Origin of the sequence: Neptuniibacter sp. SY11_33, from assembly GCF_047778025.1 — a bacterium.
Classification (GTDB): domain Bacteria; phylum Pseudomonadota; class Gammaproteobacteria; order Pseudomonadales; family Balneatricaceae; genus Neptuniibacter.
On sequence record NZ_CP180543.1, the window covers coordinates 1,149,299 to 1,170,868 of the forward strand.

Genomic DNA, 21,570 nt, shown 5'->3' on the forward strand with positions numbered 1-21,570 from the left:
AAATTGGTTTCACCTTTTGTAGTGAACTCAGAGATGATAAGTAAGTATAACCCTCATCAAAAGGGGAAGTGCTTAAGAGGCAATTGAATGCTGAACTGTATTTAGCACAGTCGGTTTATGCCGAGATTCAGTTACCTTGTCTTCTTCTACCATGAACAGGTGATAAGCCTCTGGACCAAAAGAATCCAGAGCGGTAAACAGATAAGAGAACTGATCATTGACCGGCTCGCCTGTTCTTTTTACTTTGAAATTAAAACGTTGTGAAGGAATGGAGCTGAGCAGTGGTTCTTCGACCCATAAGCAAAGTGCTTGATCCGAAATTACATACTCAAATCGAACAGGTCTAAAGCCTTCTCTTAGGGTCAGAGTTTGGGTTTTGTCAGAGAGTTCTAATGGGTATTTCAAAATGGCTTTCATGACTACACTCCAATGTTCTGATTTTGTTTGGAGTATATTTGCTTAGAATAAATCTGTTTTGAACAGTTTTTATAGGTGTTTTACTTCGAATTATTCGATGAAAGTGGCCTTGATTTGGTTTAAATGCATTGTTTTTTAGTTGTTGGGAGCAAGGTTTAAGGCATTAAGAAAGAGAGGAAAGCAAATAATATTAAGGCGAAGCCGTCCTCCAGCGATGAGTCCTTAAAGCGAAACTGATCTCTAGCCACGATGCGGCATTCTAGCTTTTCACTCAGAAACAGTGCCTACCACTTTTAGGTGCTCCTCACTCTCTGTTACTTGTTGCTTAGTTAACTCAATATAGTGAATAAGCTCATTAGCTGGCATCGCTCTGTTGTAGTGCCAGCCTTGGTGAATCTCGACGCCAAGTATATCTAAGTGGGCGACTTGCTGCGGTGTCTCAACGCCTTCTGCGATGGTGATGAGGTTGAGCTTTTTTGATAAACCAACAATCATCTCTAATACATGGCTGTTGATTGAATCTGTACCTATGGATGCGATAAAGCACTTATCTGCTTTAAGGTATTTAACCGGTAGTTGGCCGAGGTAATGTAGGCCACAGTATCCAGTACCAAAATCATCTATGGCGATATCGATACCCGCTGCCGTAAGTTTAATAAAGGCTTTTTGAATTCGATCGTCGTTTCCATCCACCAATACGTCTTCTGTCACTTCTAACACTAAATTTGGAATAAGGCCTTTGTAGTGAATCAGTTCGCGTACCGACTTAGCGTCTAATAAATGGTTAGAAGAGATATTGATAGTGACGATGAAATCCGGGTTTTGTATTAGGATAGGGCGTAGTTCGTCGTAACAGTTTTTAAGCTGCTGCGATGTCATTTTGTTTATAAAGCCTTTTTCTTCAGCTTCGGGGATAAAGGTGATTGGGTTCTTTAAACCTTCGGCTGGGTGCTGCCAGCGCATCAATACCTCTGCGCCCATGATTTGTTTATCTGACGCATTGATCAGTGGCTGATAGAGATTGAAAAACTCTCCATGCTTGATCGCTTTTTTTAGTAGGTGGGCACTGTCCGACAATTAGATGATGAGATATTGGAAAAGCAGGGTAAGAAGTAGCCATACGCTTAAACATAGCGCTGTACCTTGGATACTAAAATTACTGTGGTCACCAAAGATTATCTTTTTTTCATCACTGATAACTACGCTCAATTCAGGGAAGGTGATAAGCGGACTATAGGCAGCAACTTGATCTAGGCCATTATCGAATTCACCTTCTACCACTCTAGACTGATCTATAGGTAGCGCTAAGCCTGATTTAGGGCTGGCGTAAGGGCCATTCATAATAATCGGTTGTCCAGTATCGCTATGAATCAGGCCGGTAAAGCCTAGTTCGCTGGAGCGGTTTTGTAATTGGTTTTTCAGCCAGCTAATTCTTACGAGTGCGTTAACTTCACCGCCTTGCTTGAGGCTTCTTGCCAGTACAAAAGCAGGTTGTTGCATATATTCGACATTAACCGGGCCTAAAAAGCGTAAACCGGGTTCAGCGGGCGGCGGTGTGACATAGATAGGAGTGTCATGTTTTTTCCAGCTGGTACACACCAACTGTCCATTTGCATCAACTATACCTATCTCTACTACTGGGGCGACGTTAAACATAATGCTGCGCATATCGAAGAGGAGATCTTCGCTGCATTGTTTGCTGAGTTGCTCCATATCAATCAGCACATTGTTGATGATGCTGTAGTTGATATCGAGCCATTCGGAGAGTTGTTGAGCTTTGATTTTGAGGTCGCGTTGTTGAAGTTGCTTGTGCTGCTCTACTTGCTCGTAGCTTACGAATAGAGCGATCAACAACGTAATGACCGCGCTCATTAACGCAGGTGCGAGGTACTGCCTGTTCCATAAGCGAAGTGTTGGCGTTTTCACAATTAACTCACCTAATCCCTGTAGTGGCTAAACGCTACCATAAATTGTTGTATCACCAAAACTCACCTACAGGATGAATGTTATTAAAAAATTGAACAGACCTTTTAGTCTTTATGCGCTGGATCAAGGCTTTTTAAGCGATTTTGCAGTTGAATAACTATTAAAAAATTCGGTGAGGTGAATTTATGGGTAAGTTAGTTCAAGGTATCGCTTGTGGCTTGTTGGTAGCCGTTTCGTTTGGCGCGCAGGCTGATGGTCAAGCTGTATACGATAAGCATTGCAAAGGTTGCCATGTTGCAGGTGTAGGTAATGCACCAAAGCCAGGTGATAAAGCTGAGTGGGATAAGCGCAGCGCTGCAGGTATTGATGCGATGGTTCAAACAGTAATTCAAGGTAAAGGTGCTATGCCTAAAGGCGGCACTTGTACCGACTGTGATGAGGCGACTATTAAAGAAGCGGTTGAAGTGCTTCTAGCTCAATAATTCATTTGGGCTTTCTCTATCGGGATATGGCAGAGCCCTCTGCTGTATTTCGATAGTTATCACGTAATTTCCTCTTTCCTCTTTCCTCTTTCCTCTTTCCTTCCCTAGCTCTGTTCAGAGTTGTTCACGCTTAGTGATAATTCAGTCTTTTTTATATGATTTATTTATGCCACGCTGTACTGAACTTACAATGTAAATAGTGTTCGTATCTTTGTTGAAGCCTTAAGCTGTGTATTAGGTGTATTGCAGCGAAGTTCGTATGAGGCGTATATGGCCAATTTTATTGATGAAACCCAAGTCGAAACTTTACTGAAGCAGCTGAATAAGTTGCGTGATGAACTGGGGGAAGAGGCCTCTGCGCTTAAGCATACGGCTGAACCGGTGAATCTCGATCAGCAAGCATTTGGACGAGTTTCCCGAGGGGATGCCTTACAACAGCAAAGCATGGCGAAAGCGAATCTACGTCAATGTCAGGAACGTATTCAACTGATTGAAGATGCATTACAAAAAATTGATAACGAAGAATATGGGTTCTGTGAAGGTTGTGGTGAACTGATCTCATTTGCGAGATTAAGTGCGCGGCCTGAATCCTTGTATTGCCTTAAATGCCAGCAGGAACAGGAATCCTAAAGGTAGAGCCTTTTTCAAGGTAAAGAGTGTTTTGAGTTAAAGAGCCACTATGTCAGATAAGAATAACAATGCGCCGCAGCTTGATCCGGGTGTCGATGATGCTTGGGTGAGTGTTATCCGGAAAATGGATGAGGCGTATGCTGATCTTGTGCATTCTCAAGTCGAAGTAGAAGAGAAGAATGCCGAACTGCAGGAGAATAAGCAGTTTCTGGATAGTGTTCAGAGCTCTATGAGTGACGTATTGATTGTCTGCGATCACTTAGGTCAGATTCAGCAGGTTAACCGTGCCTTAGAGATGTTAACCGGTAAGTTGGGCGATCAACTTGTCGGTAGCCACTTTACTGATCTCGTAGATCACAGATTTTTACAAAAGGTTAATGGCTTGATTAATCAGGTACGGGTCCAGCCTGTACGTGATTGTGAGATTGAACTTCAAGGTGTGGATGGTTCTGTACCGCTTTCGATGAACTGTTCACCGCGTAAAAATCATCGTGGTCGATTAGTGGGAATGGTGTTAATCGGTCGGCCTTTAGGTGAACTGCAAAAAGCCTATATCGAACTCAATAGTGCCCATGCTGAGCTTAAGTTGGCGCAAGAGCGTTTGGTGCAATCAGAAAAAATGGCCTCTCTTGGTCGATTGGTGGCTGGCGTAGCCCATGAGCTGAATAACCCGATCAGTTTTGTATATGGCAACATGCACGCTTTGCAGCGCTATACCGATCGATTAAGTCAGTACTTCGATGCGATCAATGAGGGGCAGCCTCGTGACAAACTTAAAGAGATGCGCGAAGAGTTACGTTTAGATAAGTTAATCCGCGACCTTAACTCGCTGGTGGCTGGCACTATGGAGGGAGCGGATCGAGTTAAAGAGATCGTGAATGATCTTAAACAGTTTTCTTCTACTCAAGAATCTGAGAAAACTGTGTTCGATCTAACCCATGTGATCAGAACGGCGCTGCACTGGATCATTAAAGAGAGTAAACAGCCGGTTGAGGTTGTTGATCGAATCCCTTCAGACTTAAAAGCGGTTGGGCATTCTGGCCAAATCCACCAAGTAGTTGTGAACCTCGTGCAAAACGCTGTTGATGCTATGCACGGTTGTGAGCAGCAATGTTTAACCTTAGAGGCGGAGTCATTTAATGACACAGTCGAATTTAAGGTCAGTGATACAGGGCCAGGCGTTTGTGAGGCAGACCTATCTCGCCTGTTTGATCCATTCTTTACCACTAAGCCTGTCGGTCAGGGTACTGGTTTAGGATTATCGATAAGTTATGGCATTGTATCTGAGCACGGTGGTGAACTCCGTATCTTAAACTGTGATGAGGGTGGGGCGATGGCTATCTTAGTGTTACCGATAGAGGAGGTTAGCGATGTTTAATCTTCTCTGGCTTCAGTCAGCCGGTTGTGGTGGCTGTTCGATGTCTCTGTTGAACGCAGAATCACCTGATCTAATCTCCACCTTCAAAGCCGCCAATATCAATCTCTTGTGGCACCCTTCACTCAGTGAAGAAACAGGCTCTGAAGTAACGGAGCTTTTAGACAAAATCCTTGCAGATGAACTCAAGCTAGATGCGTTATGTATCGAAGGAGCTGTGCCCAGAGGCCCTGAAGGCACTGGTCGATTCCATATGTTAGGTGGTACCAATACACCGATGATGACATGGGTCCAGCAGTTAGCGCAGAAAGCTAAATATACCATCGCGATTGGTTCTTGCGCAGCCTATGGCGGCATATCTGCAGCTGGCGAGAATATTACAGATGCGGCTGGTTTACAGTTTGAAGGGGAGGTACCCGGCGGTATCTTAGGGGCTGAATATCGATCGGCCTCTGGTTTTAACACGGTCAATATATCCGGCTGTCCTGTCCATCCCAATTGGGTAACAGAAACCTTGATTAGCTTAGCGTTGGGCGAACATTCCGAAGAGGCAGTAGATCAATTTGGTCGGCCGCGTATGTATGCTGATCACCTCGTACATCATGGTTGCAGCCGTAATGAATTTTATGAATACAAAGCCAGTGCGGAAAATCCTGGGGACCTTGGTTGCATGATGGAAAATATGGGTTGCCTTGGTACCCAAGCGCATGCGGATTGTAATACTCGCCCCTGGAACGGTGAGGGCTCATGTACCAAAGGTGGCTATGCCTGCATTAATTGCACTGCGCCAGAGTTTGAGGAGCCTATGCATAGCTTTATGCAAACCCCAAAAGTTGCGGGCATTCCGGTAGGTTTACCTACAGATATGCCTAAAGCTTGGTTTGTCGCTTTAGCTTCCCTTTCTAAAGCGGCCACACCGGAGCGTTTGCGCAAAAATGCGACCTCAGAAACACTGATCTATCCACCCACAGTCCACAAGAGAAAAAGTTAGATATGAGCCGAATTGTCGTGGGTCCTTTCAATCGTGTGGAAGGGGATCTGGAAGTTAGCTTAGATATTGCTGATGGGCAGGTGAATGAGGCGCGGGTGAACTCTCCTATGTTTAGAGGGTTTGAACGGATTATGCATGGGCAAAACCCAATGGATGCGCTGGTGTATACCCCACGTATCTGCGGTATCTGCTCGGTCAGTCAATCAGTCGCTTGTGCCAGAGCGCTAGCGGATATGATGCAGCTCGAAATGCCTGAAAATGGCGAGCTAGCGACCAACCTCGTGTTAGCTAACGAAAATATGACGGACCTGCTGACCCACTTTTACCTGTTCTTTATGCCTGATTTTAGTCGCGATATTTATGCCGGTAAGGATTGGTTTACGGCTGTGAGTAAGCGCTTTAAAGCTAAAGCGGGTACAGCAACACGCGCGATGCTTCCGGCTCGAGCTGAGTTTCTACATCTGATGGGTTTGATGGCGGGTAAGTGGCCACATACCTTGAGCCTTCAGCCAGGTGGGACAACGAAACCAATCGAATCCCAAGAAAGGATTAGGCTCTTAACCATTTTGTCTGCGTTTAGAGGATTTCTTGAAGAACAGCTTTTTGGCGCTGACCTAGAAGAAATAGGTGAGTTAGATTCTCTATCAGCGCTGGAACAATGGTATTCAAAAGAGCATTGGAGTCAGAGCGATTTCCGAACATTCTTGCACTTAGGCTCCGACTTAGAGCTGAAAAAATTAGGGCGAAGTACTAACCAGTTTTTAAGTTATGGAAATTACCCACTGCAGGGCGAGCCGATGTTTAAATCGGGGGCGAATTTTCATGGAGAGACAGGCGTATTAGTGACAGGTTCTATCACTGAAGACCTAGCATACTCTTGGATGGAATCCGAGCCCGAACCTTTACCGCCTCAAGAAGGTAAAACTAATCCGTCGCTTGCTAATGAAGACGCTTACACTTGGTGTAAAGCACCAAGATTTAATCGCCAAGTCATGGAGGTAGGGGCGCTGTCTCGGCAGCTAATTAATGCTCATCCACTCATCATCGACCTTGTAAGCCGTTCCGGTGGGAATGTTGAAAACCGTATTATTGCCAGATTGCTGGAGCTAGCACTAGTGATCCCTCAAATGCAGAAATGGGCAACACAACTTAATCCACAGGCTGATTTCTGCCACCATGGGCAAATGCCTAAAGAGGGTTCAGGCGTCGGTATGATTGAGGCGGCAAGGGGAAGCTTGGGTCACTGGATCAATGTTGAAAAAGGCAAGATAAGTAATTATCAAATCATTGCGCCTACGACATGGAATTTCTCACCGAGAGATGAGCAATCTGTACCGGGAGCTTTAGAACAAGCTTTAGTCGGAGCACCTGTTCAGGAAGGAGAAAAAGAACCGGTGTCTGTACAGCATATAGTTCGTTCTTTCGATCCTTGTATGGTCTGCACGGTCCATTAAAGCTTTTTCATTGTGACTAGAGCATAGTGTTTTGCGGAATAATATCGAAGTAAGGAATGCTTAATTTATGAAAGATCAGTCTATTTCGTTAGTTCTGGGTAGCGGTGGGGCTAGGGGGCTAGCACATATAGGTATTATTAATGAACTGGAGCAAGCTGGGTATAAGATTGAATCGATCTCCGGCTGTTCTATTGGTGCCTTAATTGGTGGGGTATACGCAGCAGGCAAATTAGCGGAATTTGAGGCTTGGGTTCGGGCGATTGATAAGACTGACATTCTAAGTTTACTAGATCTTACTTGGCGATCTGATGGCCTTGTGAAGGGCGATAAGATAATGGATACCCTAGTTCAATTGGTTGGTGATTGGAAAATTGAAGATCTTCCTATTCGATTTACCGCGATCGCTGCTGATATCGATGATGAAAAAGAGGTTTGGATGAGCTCTGGGTCACTTTTTGATGCGATCAGGGCGTCTATTTCATTACCGATGTTCTTCTCTCCCGTTCCGTATCGTGATTCTTTTCTAGTGGACGGCGGGATTCTAAATCCAGTTCCTATTGCTCCTTGTTTTAATGATCAAACCGATCAAATTTTTGCAGTAAATTTAGGCGGCGCAGTTGAGCATGGTCTCTTTATTGAGGAGAGACATGAAGAGGAGACTGATCTTAGTTTCAAAGAGCGTGTTCATAGCTTTGTAGACAAATTATATAAGTCAGACGAAGAGGAAGGTCGCTCATTAAGTATGTACGATGTTGCACATCAAGCCTTCGATACCATGCAGGGTACCATTGCTCGGCAGAAGTTAGCAGCGTATCCGCCTGATGGCGTAATCGAGATACCTCGAAATGCCTGCGGTATCTTGGAATTCCATAAAGCAGAACCACTTATCGAGCTTGGTAAGCAGCGAGCGCGCGCTTTTATTACGACGCTGGATTAGATTGTTTCTGTCGTTTAATAAAAATGGACAGATCTATTTCGTAAGATTTTCCTAACCACATAACGTAATCACGGTGGTCTTTAAGATCATTCCCTGTCACAGGGTGAATAAGGACATCTAGAGTGCCCCTATGGTAATTCAGCCATTGGACTACTTCTGCAAATTGGTTACCACTAAAACTTAGTTGGCAACTCCCTGTTGGATGAGGGCCTACAGGTTTTTGATGGAGCCTACCTGCTTTCACTTCCAACGCTTTACTTGCTTTGAACACAAGTTTTTCGGCATCGGCGTATTTGTTTGCATCGAAATAGATATGGGCGTGATAGGCGTTAAACAGTTGCATAGTTTTTCCCTATAAACAAAAAAGCGCCCTAATTATAGGGCGCTTTAAAGATCTGAGTCAGAGATATTAAATTTTGAACTGACTAACCTTTCCATTCAGATCGACAGATAGACGAGATAATTGCTCGCTGGCTGCTGATATCTGAGTTGCACCGTCTGCGGATTCTTGCGAAGCGTCATTGATCGCAACTAGAGATCGATTGATCTCTTCGGCTACGCTAGTTTGCTCCTCACTGGCAGAGGCGATATGAGTATTCATATCGGTAATCATACCTACTGCCTCAGAGATGCCTTGTAGTGCATCACCTGCTTCCGATGCTTTGCTACCTGCTTGTTCTGCTTCACGCTGACTCTGTTCCATCGCTGATACAGCAGTGCGTGTGCCGGATTGTAGGCGCTCAATGGCGTTTTCAATCTCGGTAGTGGATTGCTGAGTACGCTGAGCCAGTGTACGAACCTCATCAGCTACTACGGCGAAGCCTCGACCTTGATCACCAGCTCGGGCAGCCTCAATCGCTGCGTTAAGTGCCAGTAAGTTGGTTTGTTCGGCGATGTCGTTGATTACACCAATAATAGAACCAATGCTTTCACTATCGTTCTCAACTGCTGTAATACGTTCAGATACTTGAGCTACATTACCTACCAAGGAATTAGTAGAAGAAACAGCCGCAGATACGATTTCGTTACCTTGTGACGCTTGATCAAGCATCGTGCGTGCTTGGCTATCAGCATGCTCAGCATTCGTGGCTACGTCTTGAGAGGTGGATACCATCTCATTCATAGCGCTCGCCACTTGTTCAATTTCAAGGCGTTGGTTATTGATGCTTTGGTTAGCTTGTGAGCTAATCGAAGACATCTGTTCTGCTGCCGAAGCGAGTTGATGAGTAGCGCTACCAATGTCACCAATCAATTTACGCTGGTGGCCTAACATCTTGTTAAAGTTTGAGCTGATCTCGGTTAGCTCATCGTTACCCTGTACAGGCACGTCAGCTGTTAGGTCGGATTGACTAGCCACTTTATCCATCGATTGACTCAATGCATCCAGCGGAGTGCGGATCGAATGATAAACAAGCTTACTAAGGATAGTTAAGAGGGCTACGACAATCACACCTAGACCGATAATGATGATAATTGCGTTATCGTAAGCAGTGCTAATGGTCTCACGTTCTTCAGAGGCTACACGTAACTGCAGGCTAATAAGTTCAGCAATCTTTTCACTTATCGGATCAATAGTGTCGTATAACGGACCATCAAAGTCCTGTAATTGACCTGAAATATAACCGCTATCCATTGAACTCATCGCATTTTCAAGGCGATCCAACGATTGGTTGGCAGCTACGAATAAGGTTTCAGCTTCTTTAGCGAGTTGAGCTTCTTCAGCTGTAAGTGTGGTGGCCATATATTTCTGCCACTTTTCGGAAATTTCAGCACGCGCGTCTTTAACACCTTTTAAAGCATCTTGACCGGTCATAATCCCGGCATTTGCTTTGTTTACGGCATCAATTACAAAGACTGCATAATCATCTGCAATGAGTTTTAGATCTTCAAGAGGTACTACACGGTCTTCATAGATGCGTGCAACGCCATCGTCAGCCTGCTTAAGTTCGTTTAGAGAGGTGGCGATAATTATGGCTACAGCAATAACCGGGAGTATGGAAGTAAGAACGAGCTTAGTACGAATGCTCAAACCGCTTAATAACATTATGTGTCCCCACGACTTTCGGAGAAAAAATCAATAATGCCATGAACAACTAAGTTCAGATCCCTGGCTGGTCCCCCACAGACCAAACAGTAATCTAGGTACTGCTTACATCCATTGTTATTATAGTTATAGCTGCTAGATCTTTTATTACAACAATTAATTAACTTTAGCCGATGATATTTAACATATTGATCATTTTTTGTATTAATTCTTGTAGAAAGTGTTTGTTTTTCATACAGTTAGTTAGCATTCAATAAAAAATATAGGTTTTTATAGTGGGTAAGAATCGTTATAAAACTTTAATCGAATATTGATGAAAAAATTACTAAGAAATTAAACTTCCTAAGTTTTATTTGCTTTTCTCTGTTCTACACTAGAACAAGCGCATTACTGTTGTATAAGGAATACTCAATGGGCATTTTTGTTCGAGTGATCTTATTTTACTTTGTCGTTACCTCTGTACACGCCCAAGAACAAATAAGTTTGCAGTTGTTATGGAAGCATCAATTTCAATTCGCTGGCTATTACATGGCAATTGAAAAAGGTTTTTATGCAGAAGAAGGTCTAGATGTTTCACTAAAAGAGTTTGATTTCAGTGTTGATTTAGTTGGAGAGGTTACCTCGGGGAATAGTCAGTTTGGCGTAGGGCGTACCTCGTTGTTGATCGATAAAAACGCGGGTGCCGATGTAGTTGCTATGTTTGCAGCCTACCAGCAGTCACCGTTGATGCTTTTAAGCCGGAAAGATTCAGGCATCTTGCTGTCCTCCGATCTTAAAGATCGGAAGATTATGATTACCAATGATGCCAAAAAAGTCGGCGAAATTATTGCCATGCTGCTGCAAGCAGGTATCACAATTTCAGACTTTGAGCAGCAGCAACATAGTTACAATGTGCAGGATCTGATAGACGGAAAAACAGATGCCATGGCGTCTTATATCTCTAATGAACCTTATCTAATGGATCAGCAAGGGGTTGAGTACAACATCATTCACCCTAAGGATTACGGTTTTGATATGTACTCGGATATTTTGTTTACCTCACGAGAGTACATTGAGAAAAATCCTGAAATTGTCGATAAGTTTTATCGTGCGTCTATGAAAGGCTGGATGTATGCCTTTGATAATATTTCTGAAACTGCTCAAGTGATCTTTGATAGTTATAACTCCCAAGGAAAAAGCCTTGATGCGTTAGTGTTTGAAGGGCAAGAGCTGAAGAAAGTCGCCTTTGATAATGATGGTAATTTCGGCACGTTGTCGGTGAATAAATTCAATGAGATGGCTCAGGTCTATCTGATTACTGGCAGTATCTTTCTTGGTTATGATTTTTCGGATTTTGTCTATCGACCCCCAGTAATGTCTTTCGTCTCAGTCAGGCTGAATTAGCTTATATTCAAAACAGAGGTAAGGTTAAGGTCTGTGTTAATCCAAATTGGTATCCCTATGAGTCATTCCAGAATGGTGGGCATGTAGGGATGGTGGCTGATTATCTTAGATTAATCTTTGGTAACTTAAATATTCCTTTCGAAGTAATACCCACCAAAACATGGAGTGATACTATTCAGTTTGCCAAAACAGGTAAGTGTGAAGTGATTGCTGGGGCGATGCAGACGATTGATCGCAGCAGCTATCTAGAGTTTTCTCACCCTTACTTAAGTGTACCGGCTGTGGTGGCTATGAAGACTGAGAGAGATTCGCAGTCACTGCAGAGTATGACGATCGGTGTGGTCGATAAATCGGCCTTTCATGATATTTTGCGTGACCGTTATCCGGGTATGACAATCGTGCCTGTTCGAGAAAATCGAGAGGGTATTCGCATGTTGCTCTCTGGTGAGATCGATGGTTTTGTCGGTGCGCATACAAGTATTACTCACGTGCTGCGTTCCCAGCAGATAGAGGATGTGATATTGAGTGATCAGTTGCGAGATAACTGGGATCTCAGTGTGGCTGTTGGGCAGGATAGTTCACCCTATCTAATGAATGCGATTACTAAGTCTATAGCGTCGATTTCGTCAGAAGAGCATAAGAATATTTATCGGCGTTGGGCATTAGTTGAGCACAAGCATTCGGTTGATTATCGTCTGTTATGGGGAATTCTTGCTTGTGTTGCTGTATTAGCAGGGATTGGCCTCTATCGCTATCTGCACATGCTTTCTTACAACAGGATGCTGCAGACCATTGCTGAGAAAGATGCTTTAACGGGAATTTTAAGCCGTGGAAAACTCCGCACTGAACTAGAAGAGTTCACTGCATTGGCTGAACGCCACAATTGGAAGCTTTCGCTGATCTTTTTTGATATCGATAACTTTAAAGGGATCAATGACACCTACGGTCATGTTAAAGGCGATAAAGTCTTAATAGAACTCACTGAGTTGGTAGGGGGGATGTCGCGTAAGACCGATCGTTTTGGCCGTTGGGGCGGAGAAGAATTCCTGTTTTTGATGTTGGAAACGGATCTAAAAGACGCAGGTGTGATTGCTGAGAAGTTTAGAAAGGCCATCGAGCGATATGATTTTGGCTTGCCAGAAGCTGTGACCAGCAGTTTTGGTGTCTCTCAGTATTCTAAGGGGGAGAGTATAGAGTGTTGGGTTGGGCGGGCTGACAGTGCTTTATATCGTGCCAAAGGCGAAGGTAAAAATTGCGTGCGCTTGAACTCAAACGAAAAAGGCCGCTTTAATTAAAGCGGCCTTTGTAGGCTCGGTGAGGTACCAAGATCAATCGATCAATTGGTACTCATCGCGCAGAATCTCAATAATCTCCGCTTTTGGATTATCAGATTGCTGTAGCTTTTTACCGATAATCTTCTCAGCGATACCTACATATGTATCAGAAACTTTCTGGATCAAAGCGGCTGGAAGCTCGTTGTCGCGAGCAAGGGCATAGCGCTCTTCCATGCGGTCTTTATTTACTAGAATATCTGAATCAGGGAAGTGGTTTAGAAGCTCCTGACGGAAAACTTCTTTTGAGTTTTCAATCACTTCGCCTTCACGATAAGCGGGTCCATCCCAGATTCGAGAGGAATCTGGCGTGCCGACTTCATCCATGTAGATAAGCTTTTCATTGCCTTTGGCATCAGTGACATAACCAAACTCAAATTTGGTATCTACAAAGATCTGATCAAGCTTGCTTAGCTCACTACTAATTACTTCAAAGCCTTCTTTCAAAAGCTTTTCATATTGTTCAACATCATCTGCTTGTAGGAACTTGAATGCTTCGAAGTTATTGACGATATCATCACGAGTAATATTGACATCATCTACCTCCGGCACACCCGGAACATCTTTTAGAATACCTTTGGTGGATGGTGTGATAAGCAGTTCAGGTAGCTTTTGATCTCTTTCTAGATCTTCAGCAATTTGAATGCCGCAGAATTCACGTTCGCCTTTTGCGTAAGCGCGCCACATGGAGCCTGTGATGTATTGGCGGCAGATGGCTTCGATCATAATAGGTTTTGCTTTCTGGACGATCCAAACCAGCGGGTGAGGAATATCTAGAATATGGCTGTCAGCCAGTCCGTTTTCTCGGAACAGTTTAAACCAGTGGTTAGAGATTGCATTTAGCGCAGCACCTTTACCTGGCACGCCTTGCATGCCGCCTTCACCTGTCCAGATGCATTCAAAGGCGGAAATTCGATCACTAATCACCATGACAGCAAGTTCGGCACCTTCGTGAACGTTGTAGCCTTTCTCTTTGATTAGACGTTGGCTGTCTTCTTTTGTCAGCCAGTAAACAGAGCGAACTTTGCCGCTATGAACTGGTAGGTCAGTACGGATGGGAAGATCGTTATTAACAGCCAATACTTTATCAGCAAGACCCATGGAAAATGTCCTGTATCTAGAAATAAATCGTGTAAATGCTTTATACGCGATAAAGCGTGAAAATCGTTTTGCTACAAACTATCACGTTACGTTCATTAGATGCCATTTTAGGAATAGCGTTTGGCATCGCGTAGCAGTGAACTTAAATCTAAACCTTGTATATCTGCGAGTGCTTCCAAGTCGTTGGAGTTTCGCGGGGGTAGTTTTTTAAGTCGCTCTCGTTCAGCTTTCTTTTGTTCTACTTTCTGTAACAGCTTGTTATGAATGGCGTCCAATTGCTCTGATGAAAGTGCAGCGAGCCGACTGAATAACTCATCTTCAGTCATGTGGGAATTGATCACTCCGAAACAGCAAAAAAATCGAATGACAGTATAGCAGAACTGGATGTTATACGACCAATAACTTATGTGAAATCCGCTGATTGGAAGGTTGGTTTTCGATTTTTTTTGTTATTGGAAGAGTTTGTTTCATTCGGTTTTGGGGTTTTGTTTACCTGCTTGCTTGAGAGTGAGATGTCACGGGCGTTTTGCTGATAGTTCATGACTTGGCACATTCTTTGTAAATTGATTCTGTAATAACAAAAATAATTTCAAGACAGAGTCGGGTGTGCTGTAAATGATAGAAGATACGCTCTATCAAGAAAAAAATGTGCTTATCCTCGGAATAGGCAATATCCTCTGGGCGGATGAAGGATTTGGTGTACGTTGTGTTGAAACGCTAAATCAAAACTACCGTTTTTCAAATAAAACCAAGTTAATGGATGGTGGAACACAAGGAATCTACCTAGTGCAACATGTTCAAGCCGCTGATGTGCTTGTCGTGTTTGATGCCATCGATTATGGCTTGGAACCGGGTACGTTGAAAGTCATCCATAACGATGACGTGCCTAAGTTTATGGGGGCTAAACAGATGAGCCTTCATCAAACCGGTTTTCAAGAAGTGTTGGCCATGGCTGAGTTTACTGGAAACTATCCAAAACACTTACTCCTCATCGGTTGTCAGCCTGTTGAATTAGAAGACTTTGGCGGCAGCCTACGAGAATCTGTTCGAGCCCAAATTGAACCTGCCATTCAGATCGCTTTGGCTTACCTTAAAAAATTAGGTGTTGAGCCAATTGGCGATAACTGCACTCCTGAAGAATTAGCCCCGGGTGAGTTAGGATTAAATTCATACGAAGGTGGTCGACCATCTGAACATGATGCTTTTCGACAGGGTGATCCACGATTTATTAAGTCGACCGAAGGTACCAGTTAATGTGCCTTGGCATACCAATGAGAATTGTATGCTGTGATGGATTATCGGCGGAGTGTGAAAATGGAGATCAGATTGAACGTATCGATTTGTCTCTGTTAGGCAATCAGCCTGTAGGTACCTGGGTTCTCGTCTTTCTGGGTGCTGCTCGTGAAGTGTTAACCGAGCATAGGGCTACTGAAATTCGCAATGCGCTCACTGCTGTTCAAGCCATCATGCAAGGGGATACCGCTGATGTTGATCGATTGTTTTCCGATTTGATCGAGCAAACGCCTCAACTGCCGCCCCATCTACAGAATAATAATTAAAGAGAGCTTGGATATGACTTCTCCACTGATAGAACAGTTGATTGTTGAAAGGGGCTATCCGCTCCTTAATGAAGAGAGCTTTGATAGTTTCATTAAAGATCAAGCATTCACAGTTTTGTTCTGCACAGAACAGGCCCATCGTTTCCCTGAAAGTAATGATGTTGCAGTGATTCTTCCAGAGTTGATAAAACGTTTTCCTGAACTAACGCCTGCGATAGTCGCGCCTGACTATGAAAAGAAGGTGCAGGGTCGTTACAACTTTACGGTGTGGCCCTCATTAGTGTTTTTGAAAGAGGGGCGTTACTTAGGGGTGATTAGTAAGGTTCAAGATTGGGATATCTATCTTGCCGAAATTCCAAGCATTCTTGCCCTAGAACCCCGTCGTGATCCAGGTATAGGAATACCTGTGGTGGTTAACCCCGTTCAATCCGCTTGTGGTCAGTAAAAGGTGAGTAATATGGAAAACAATGGAATCCCTCTAGTTAATGTTCCAATGGGGCCGGGTAGCCAAGATGAAGGCGATATGGTTTTAGACTATATGAAAATGCCTTCGGAAATGGATAGTTATGATATTCCAATCCTACCTGAACCAGAGCAGGCCTCTGACTGCCCTCAAGCGCTGGCTGTATTGGAGCAATTGCAACATCACCTGCAAACCTATCGTGTAGGTGATGAGCCTCCCATCATGTTGCTATCAGCGCTCGCAGAGCCCGATTTAGATCTAATAAACCAAATTCTGGGTGAAGGTGAAGTAAGTTTGACCTTAACGGGAGAGACCGAAGTTAAAGCGCAAGAAACCGTTTTAGCGGGTGTGTGGCGTTTAAGAGAGTTTGATACCAACGGCGATGTTGTAAGTGAATCTATTGAAGTGGCTGATGTGCCAAGTGTCAGTCGTCAGCAAGCTTTTCAATCATGTCAGCCTTTGAATGCTGAGCAGTTGCAGATTCCGGAAGGTGTGTTGAATGCTCCGTCTGTACTGATTGAGATCGGTGAAGCTTCAACGATCTACAGTATGCAAACCGAAAAGCCTGAAGCGCCACATGTTATCAATCTATCGCTTCTGCCGTTCTCACCACAAGATCATAGCTATCTGGATCAAGTTGTAGGGCAAGGCTCAGTGACAATCCTATCGCGTGGTTATGGTAACTGCCGTATCACTTCAACCTGTGTTGATGGTTTATGGAGAGTTCAGTATTTCAACAGTACCGATCAACTGATTCTAGATACCTTAGAAATCACGGATATTCCTCTAGTTGCTTGCGCTGCACCAGAAGATCTAAGTGACTCGTATGAACGCTTGATTGAGATCCGTGAGGTTCTGGTATGACAAGCTATCAAGGATTCGAAGGCAGTTACTTAGGAGACAGTGATCGTATCGCTGATGAGGCGCGCCTAGAGTGTAAAATTTGTTGGCATGTCTATGACCCAGCAGCAGGGGATGATATTTGGCAGATCGCTGCTGGCACGCCTTTTAGTCAACTGCCAGACCATTGGCGTTGTCCTGAGTGCGATGGCGAAAAAGACCAATTTATGGTTATGGACGATTAGCTGTGGATCTCTTTCAACAGCTGAAAGCCAGTTATCAAGAGGTGGCTCTCACTATGGCTGAGTTGGAGTTTTATAACCCCGCTTTGCAAGTAGAAGTTGTTGAAGGCTCTGCTCTTGAAGGGAGCTGTTTAGCTGTATTGATTACCCCTTGGTGTATGAATCTGATTCTAATCCCTGATGAAAAGGCAGAATATGCTCTGGCCCAAGTGGGGAGCAAAAAGATTGTGTCGCTGCCTTCTGGAAGTTATGAATTTTTGTATGCTGGAAGTGAGGCGTTAGGGGCGTACGGAAGTTGTTCGCTGTTTTCCCCCATGCTTGAATTTGCTGATCAAGAAGCTGCGGTTCTCACGGCGGAAGAAGTGCTGAAAGCGGTATTAGATAATGAAAATTGTGGTAAGACAGATCTGCAATTAGCTAAAGAAACGCAAAAAAGAGAGCAGGAAGAGCGAGCTGAAAAGAAGAGTGTTGTTAACTCCAAAACTAAAGAAGGCTTAAGTCGGCGTAAATTTATGACCGCTGCCTTTGCCGATCAGCCTTAGGTAAGCCTATGAACGGTAGCTTTAATTTTGCAGGTAAGATCAATGTTGGAGTGGACTATCTCGACGGATGTATCCGTAAGGTACATGTTCAATCCTCGCGTCCAACTGAACTAACGCGTTTATTAGAAGGTAAAAGTCCAAACGAAGTAGTACAGCGAGTTCCTTTACTGTTCAGCCTCTGCAGTTGTGCTCAAACTATTGCAGCATTAACGGCGATTGAATCGGCACAAGGGAGAATATGTGATACCGCTGTATTACATGCTCGAAAATTGTTACTGCTTGCGGAAACTACAAAAGAGCTAGGCCTGCGTTTAGGGCGTGATTGGTTGGGCAGCGAAAAGCTATTAAATCTACCTGAACTTTTAAATTGGTTTGCTGACTTTCGAACGCGACTGTCTTGGTGTTTGCGGTTAAATCCTTGTATGCCGGAAAAGCGTTTCCCGCTACCACGTTTTATTAGTGAGCTCGAGGAGATGTTGAAAAGCTTTACAGGGCCAAATGAACTGCAGTTTAAAGAAGCTGTATACGCGCAAAGCCAGACACACCCGATCGGAAAAGCGGTCGCAGATCTGAGTGATAAATACGATGGCATTAGCCTAGGACCGTCTTGTCCAGAAATGGACTTGTCGAGCGACTACTTGGATTGGCAACTAAACCTGAGAGGCCAAAGCTTCTGCGCCTTACCTAAGGGTGAAGGTGGTTGTTTTGAAACAAGTATCTGGACACGTAATTGTAAGCGTTCGATGATTAAAGAATCGGGGCTACTTACGATCAATCCCATTGCTCAGAGATTTTTGGCATTGTTGTTAGAGTTAAAGGCTATGCCTCATCGGCTTTTGCAGGTCGATGATGAACTGTTGATTAGATCCGATAAGCCGGGTTTTGCTTGGGTTGAGGCGGCAAGAGGCGCTTTAATCCATCGAGTAAGTATTAGTTGCCAGCTTGGTGATGAGCGGATTGATCAGTATCGGATTATTGCACCAACCGAGTGGAATTTTCATCCACAAGGAACACTGGTCAGTATGTTAGAGGGGGTCAAGGTCCCCGAAGATAAAGCAGCGGATTTGGTAGGTAAACTAATATTATCAGTAGATCCTTGTGTCGCTTATGAAGTTGAGGTCAATTAATCGTGCATGAGATGTCGATTGCAGAAGGCATTGTTCAAGTGCTGGAAGATCAAGCCAAAGAACAACAATACGATAGAGTAAAAACTGTTTGGCTAGAGCTTGGCCCTTTATCAATGATAGAAACAGAGGCGTTAACGTTTTGTTTTGAAGCGGTAACGCGCAGTTCCCTCGCTGAGGGTGCTGAACTAAAAATAATAAATATACCTGGTGAGGCATTCTGTATGCAGTGCTTGAAAAACGTTCCGATTAGCCAACGCTACGATAGTTGCCCTGAGTGCGGTAGCTACCAACTTCAGGTCGTCCAAGGGGACGAGATGCGAATTAAAGAGTTGGAGGTGGAATAATGTGTACTGTCTGCGGTTGCGGTGAAGGCAATGTAAAGATCGATGGTCAGCATACACATGCGCATTCTCATCATGAGGGTGCTCATCATGATCATTCTCATAGCGAACATAAGCATCATTATGGTCTTGACGATAATGCGATCGAGAAACAAGGCGAGGATCTGCATTTTGGCAAAGGCCCAGCTCATGCTCATGTGGCGGGAATGAGTCAAAGCCGTATGGTGCAGATTGAACAGGATATTTTAGGTAAGAACGACCGCTATGCGCAGATCAACCGGGCGCGTTTCGAAGCGCAAAGCTTATTTGTTCTCAACCTAGTTTCTAGTCCGGGTTCGGGTAAAACAACGCTGCTGACAGAAACTATCAATCGCTTAAAAGAATCGCGCAAAGTAGCGGTGATTGAAGGTGATCAGCAAACCGCTAATGATGCTGACCGCATTCGAGAAACCGGTGTGCCCGCAGTACAGGTTAATACGGGGAAGGGCTGTCATCTAGATGCGCACATGGTAGGTCATGCTTTAGATAATTTAGATGATCTACAAGGTGGTTTCCTCTTCATTGAAAATGTTGGCAACCTTGTTTGCCCAGCTGCTTTCGATCTTGGTGAGGCACATAAAATCGCTATTTTGTCTGTGACCGAGGGTGAAGATAAACCGCTCAAGTATCCAGATATGTTCCATGCTGCGGATCTTATGATTCTGAATAAGACTGATCTGCTGCCGCATTTAGATTTTGATGTGGATAAATGCATTGAGTTTGCGCACCAAGTAAATCCAGAAATTAAAGTACTAAAACTGTCTGCAAAGTCAGGTGAGGGAATGCAGGAGTGGCAGGAATGGTTAGAGCAAAATCGAAAAGGGATGATTCAAACAAGGATTGATCAGCTGAAGTCTGAAATCCATCAGTTTGAGGCCCTTCTCTAATGCCTACTCGAAAACGACCTTTAGTACTTTGTGTAGACGATGAGGTGCGATCTTTAGAAACCCTAGAGCGTACCTTGGATGAAGAGTTTGATGTGCTAACCGCCACCGATGCAGATCAAGCGCTTAACTTGTTAGACCAGCATACCTTTCACGCGATTCTCTGTGACCAGCGTATGCCGGGCAAAACCGGGGTAGAGTTTTTAACCCAAGTGCGAGAACGTTGGCCACAAACGGCACGACTTATTTTATCGGGTTATACCGATTCTGAGGATATTATTAAAGGCTTAAACGAGGCCGGAATCTTACAGTACATCACTAAACCGTGGCATCCCGATAATCTTCTGTTGATTCTGCGTGGTGCATGTCGTCTGTATGAACTGCAAAATGAGAATGAGCTGCTGGCGATGGAAATGCGTCATACCGCTTCTCAGGCAGAGCAAAACGTCAAACAGAAAAAACAGCACCTGCAACAGGCCTATCAATTAGATGAGATCCGTAGACATGCTAAGAGCCCTCTTAATGATCTATGCGAACAAGCTGCGAAAATTGCCCCTTATGATGTGTCGGTTTTAGTGACTGGGCCTTCCGGTGCTGGTAAAGAACTGTTCGCTAGAGCGCTTCACTACAATAGCCTCAGAGCAGAAAGCCCCTTTGTAGTTGAAAACTGCGGTGCTATGCCTGATGAGTTGTTAGCTTCAGAGTTATTTGGTCATAAGAAGGGCTCGTTTACGGGGGCAATTACAGATCATGTCGGTCTATTTGAGCGTGCAGATGGTGGCACGATCTTTCTAGATGAGATCGGCGAAATTAGCCCTGCGTTTCAGGTTAAATTGCTACGCGTTTTGCAAGAACGCGAAGTGCGTCGCTTAGGTGAACACCAGCGTAGAAAGGTAAATGTACGCGTGGTGGCCTCTACCAACCGGGATCTAGAAGAGGAGGTCAGGGCAGGCCGATTCCGTCAAGACCTATACTTCCGATTGGCCGAAGTCACTCTTGAACTGCCAGCATTAGAACGTCGTGCTATGGATATTCCCGTATTAGCTGAAGATTTCTTGGCTAAATCGGTTCAAGAGTTTGATAAGCCCGCAAAAGGTTTTACCGATGAAGCTTTAGATTGCATGCGTCGTTATTGCTGGCCGGGTAACGTTAGGGAACTTCAGAACGAAATTCGCCGTATGTTGGTGTTAGCGGAAGACGAGTGGTTATCCGCGGATCTGTTGAGTCCTCGTGTGCTGCGTGCAGCTCCAGTTGAAGAGACCGCCGAGACGGAAGTACTGGCTTGCTTGGATGGCACATTAAAAGAGCGCATAGAAACCTTGGAAAAGCGTATTTTAAGGGAAACACTTATTCGCCATCGTTGGAATAAAAGCCAAGCATCTCGTGAGCTTGGGTTATCCAGAGTTGGACTTCGCTCCAAACTGGAACGATATGGTCTGAATAAAGATTTTCATTAAAAGAT

The 21,570-nt window shown here is 44.3% G+C and carries 25 protein-coding genes; 18 read left to right on the top strand and 7 right to left on the bottom strand.

Annotated features, from left to right (window positions below; genetic code table 11):
* Window positions 1-72: 72 nt before the first annotated feature.
* From ACMXYV_RS05220 to ACMXYV_RS05230, 3 genes are all read right to left on the bottom strand, one after another.
* Complete coding sequence (locus ACMXYV_RS05220; RefSeq protein ID WP_415890714.1) at window positions 73-417, bottom strand: hypothetical protein; 345 nt, start codon at window positions 415-417, stop codon at window positions 73-75.
* 267 nt (window positions 418-684) lie between these two features.
* Complete coding sequence (locus ACMXYV_RS05225; protein WP_415890715.1) at window positions 685-1,494, bottom strand: EAL domain-containing protein; 810 nt, start codon at window positions 1,492-1,494, stop codon at window positions 685-687.
* The gene (locus tag ACMXYV_RS05230) at window positions 1,495-2,343 is read right to left on the bottom strand and encodes a cache domain-containing protein (protein WP_415890716.1); all 849 of its coding nucleotides are present in this window, start codon (window positions 2,341-2,343) and stop codon (window positions 1,495-1,497) included. It lies immediately after the preceding gene.
* 185 nt (window positions 2,344-2,528) lie between these two features.
* Here ACMXYV_RS05230 and ACMXYV_RS05235 point away from each other — a divergent pair, with 185 nt between their 5' ends.
* The 6 genes from ACMXYV_RS05235 (at window position 2,529) to ACMXYV_RS05260 (ending at window position 8,212) form a co-directional block, all read left to right on the top strand.
* Window positions 2,529-2,825 (top strand): c-type cytochrome, encoded by a 297-nt coding sequence (locus ACMXYV_RS05235; protein WP_415890717.1) that lies wholly within the window; start codon window positions 2,529-2,531, stop codon window positions 2,823-2,825.
* A gap of 270 nt (window positions 2,826-3,095) precedes the next feature.
* Entirely contained in the window at window positions 3,096-3,455 is a 360-nt protein-coding gene (locus ACMXYV_RS05240) for a TraR/DksA family transcriptional regulator (protein WP_415890718.1), read from the top strand.
* Between the two features lie 49 nt (window positions 3,456-3,504).
* Complete coding sequence (locus tag ACMXYV_RS05245) at window positions 3,505-4,833, top strand: ATP-binding protein (protein WP_415890719.1); 1,329 nt, start codon at window positions 3,505-3,507, stop codon at window positions 4,831-4,833.
* Complete coding sequence (locus tag ACMXYV_RS05250; RefSeq protein WP_415890720.1) at window positions 4,826-5,821, top strand: HupU protein; 996 nt, start codon at window positions 4,826-4,828, stop codon at window positions 5,819-5,821. Before ACMXYV_RS05245 ends, ACMXYV_RS05250 begins: the two co-directional genes overlap by 8 nt.
* Before the next feature lie 2 nt (window positions 5,822-5,823).
* Window positions 5,824-7,275 carry a nickel-dependent hydrogenase large subunit gene (locus ACMXYV_RS05255; RefSeq protein ID WP_415890721.1) on the top strand — a complete coding sequence of 484 codons (1,452 nt, stop codon included), beginning with the start codon at window positions 5,824-5,826 and terminating at the stop codon, window positions 7,273-7,275.
* Window positions 7,276-7,342: 67 nt separating this feature from the next.
* On the top strand, window positions 7,343-8,212 hold the full coding sequence (locus ACMXYV_RS05260) for a patatin-like phospholipase family protein (protein ID WP_415890722.1): 870 nt from the start codon (window positions 7,343-7,345) through the stop codon (window positions 8,210-8,212).
* Here the strand turns inward: ACMXYV_RS05260 and ACMXYV_RS05265 are convergent.
* Window positions 8,196-8,555, bottom strand: a complete 360-nt coding sequence (locus tag ACMXYV_RS05265; RefSeq protein ID WP_415890723.1) for a DOPA 4,5-dioxygenase family protein — start codon at window positions 8,553-8,555, stop codon at window positions 8,196-8,198. The genes ACMXYV_RS05260 and ACMXYV_RS05265 overlap by 17 nt on opposite strands.
* 66 nt (window positions 8,556-8,621) lie before the next feature.
* A complete protein-coding gene (locus ACMXYV_RS05270) occupies window positions 8,622-10,256 on the bottom strand; it encodes a methyl-accepting chemotaxis protein (protein ID WP_415890724.1) in 1,635 nt (544 codons plus the stop codon).
* Window positions 10,257-10,667: 411 nt separating this feature from the next.
* Between ACMXYV_RS05270 and ACMXYV_RS05275 the strand changes: the two genes are divergently transcribed.
* Window positions 10,668-11,639 (top strand): ABC transporter substrate-binding protein, encoded by a 972-nt coding sequence (locus ACMXYV_RS05275; protein WP_415890725.1) that lies wholly within the window; start codon window positions 10,668-10,670, stop codon window positions 11,637-11,639.
* Window positions 11,640-11,644: 5 nt separating this feature from the next.
* A complete protein-coding gene (locus ACMXYV_RS05280) occupies window positions 11,645-12,934 on the top strand; it encodes a diguanylate cyclase (RefSeq protein ID WP_415891423.1) in 1,290 nt (429 codons plus the stop codon).
* Between the two features lie 33 nt (window positions 12,935-12,967).
* Here ACMXYV_RS05280 and ACMXYV_RS05285 read toward each other — a convergent pair whose 3' ends face one another.
* Together ACMXYV_RS05285 and ACMXYV_RS05290 are read right to left on the bottom strand one after the other, a co-directional pair.
* Entirely contained in the window at window positions 12,968-14,071 is a 1,104-nt protein-coding gene (locus tag ACMXYV_RS05285) for a phosphoribosylaminoimidazolesuccinocarboxamide synthase (protein WP_415890726.1), read from the bottom strand.
* Between the two features lie 107 nt (window positions 14,072-14,178).
* Window positions 14,179-14,397: a hypothetical protein gene (locus ACMXYV_RS05290; RefSeq protein ID WP_415890727.1), complete on the bottom strand. Its 219-nt coding sequence runs from the start codon at window positions 14,395-14,397 to the stop codon at window positions 14,179-14,181.
* Window positions 14,398-14,686: 289 nt separating this feature from the next.
* Here ACMXYV_RS05290 and ACMXYV_RS05295 point away from each other — a divergent pair, with 289 nt between their 5' ends.
* The 10 genes from ACMXYV_RS05295 to ACMXYV_RS05340 are packed head-to-tail and all read left to right on the top strand — an operon-like array spanning window position 14,687 to window position 21,565.
* Window positions 14,687-15,325: a HyaD/HybD family hydrogenase maturation endopeptidase gene (locus ACMXYV_RS05295; protein ID WP_415890728.1), complete on the top strand. Its 639-nt coding sequence runs from the start codon at window positions 14,687-14,689 to the stop codon at window positions 15,323-15,325.
* 17 nt (window positions 15,326-15,342) lie between these two features.
* Complete coding sequence (locus ACMXYV_RS05300; RefSeq protein WP_415890729.1) at window positions 15,343-15,630, top strand: HypC/HybG/HupF family hydrogenase formation chaperone; 288 nt, start codon at window positions 15,343-15,345, stop codon at window positions 15,628-15,630.
* A gap of 13 nt (window positions 15,631-15,643) precedes the next feature.
* A complete protein-coding gene (locus ACMXYV_RS05305) occupies window positions 15,644-16,075 on the top strand; it encodes a hypothetical protein (RefSeq protein WP_415890730.1) in 432 nt (143 codons plus the stop codon).
* 12 nt (window positions 16,076-16,087) lie between these two features.
* Window positions 16,088-16,957 (top strand): hydrogenase expression/formation C-terminal domain-containing protein, encoded by an 870-nt coding sequence (locus tag ACMXYV_RS05310; protein WP_415890731.1) that lies wholly within the window; start codon window positions 16,088-16,090, stop codon window positions 16,955-16,957.
* Window positions 16,954-17,178 (top strand): rubredoxin, encoded by a 225-nt coding sequence (locus tag ACMXYV_RS05315; RefSeq protein ID WP_415890732.1) that lies wholly within the window; start codon window positions 16,954-16,956, stop codon window positions 17,176-17,178. Before ACMXYV_RS05310 ends, ACMXYV_RS05315 begins: the two co-directional genes overlap by 4 nt.
* 2 nt (window positions 17,179-17,180) lie before the next feature.
* A complete protein-coding gene (gene hybE, locus ACMXYV_RS05320; protein WP_415890733.1) occupies window positions 17,181-17,717 on the top strand; it encodes a [NiFe]-hydrogenase assembly chaperone HybE in 537 nt (178 codons plus the stop codon).
* An 8-nt stretch (window positions 17,718-17,725) separates the two neighbouring features.
* On the top strand, window positions 17,726-18,844 hold the full coding sequence (locus ACMXYV_RS05325; protein ID WP_415890734.1) for a nickel-dependent hydrogenase large subunit: 1,119 nt from the start codon (window positions 17,726-17,728) through the stop codon (window positions 18,842-18,844).
* Between the two features lie 11 nt (window positions 18,845-18,855).
* Entirely contained in the window at window positions 18,856-19,188 is a 333-nt protein-coding gene (gene hypA, locus ACMXYV_RS05330; protein ID WP_415891424.1) for a hydrogenase maturation nickel metallochaperone HypA, read from the top strand.
* The gene (hypB, locus tag ACMXYV_RS05335) at window positions 19,188-20,111 is read left to right on the top strand and encodes a hydrogenase nickel incorporation protein HypB (RefSeq protein ID WP_415890735.1); all 924 of its coding nucleotides are present in this window, start codon (window positions 19,188-19,190) and stop codon (window positions 20,109-20,111) included. The genes hypA and hypB overlap by 1 nt, the downstream gene beginning before the upstream one ends.
* The gene (locus tag ACMXYV_RS05340) at window positions 20,111-21,565 is read left to right on the top strand and encodes a sigma-54-dependent transcriptional regulator (protein WP_415890736.1); all 1,455 of its coding nucleotides are present in this window, start codon (window positions 20,111-20,113) and stop codon (window positions 21,563-21,565) included. The genes hypB and ACMXYV_RS05340 overlap by 1 nt, the downstream gene beginning before the upstream one ends.
* Window positions 21,566-21,570 lie beyond the last annotated feature (5 nt).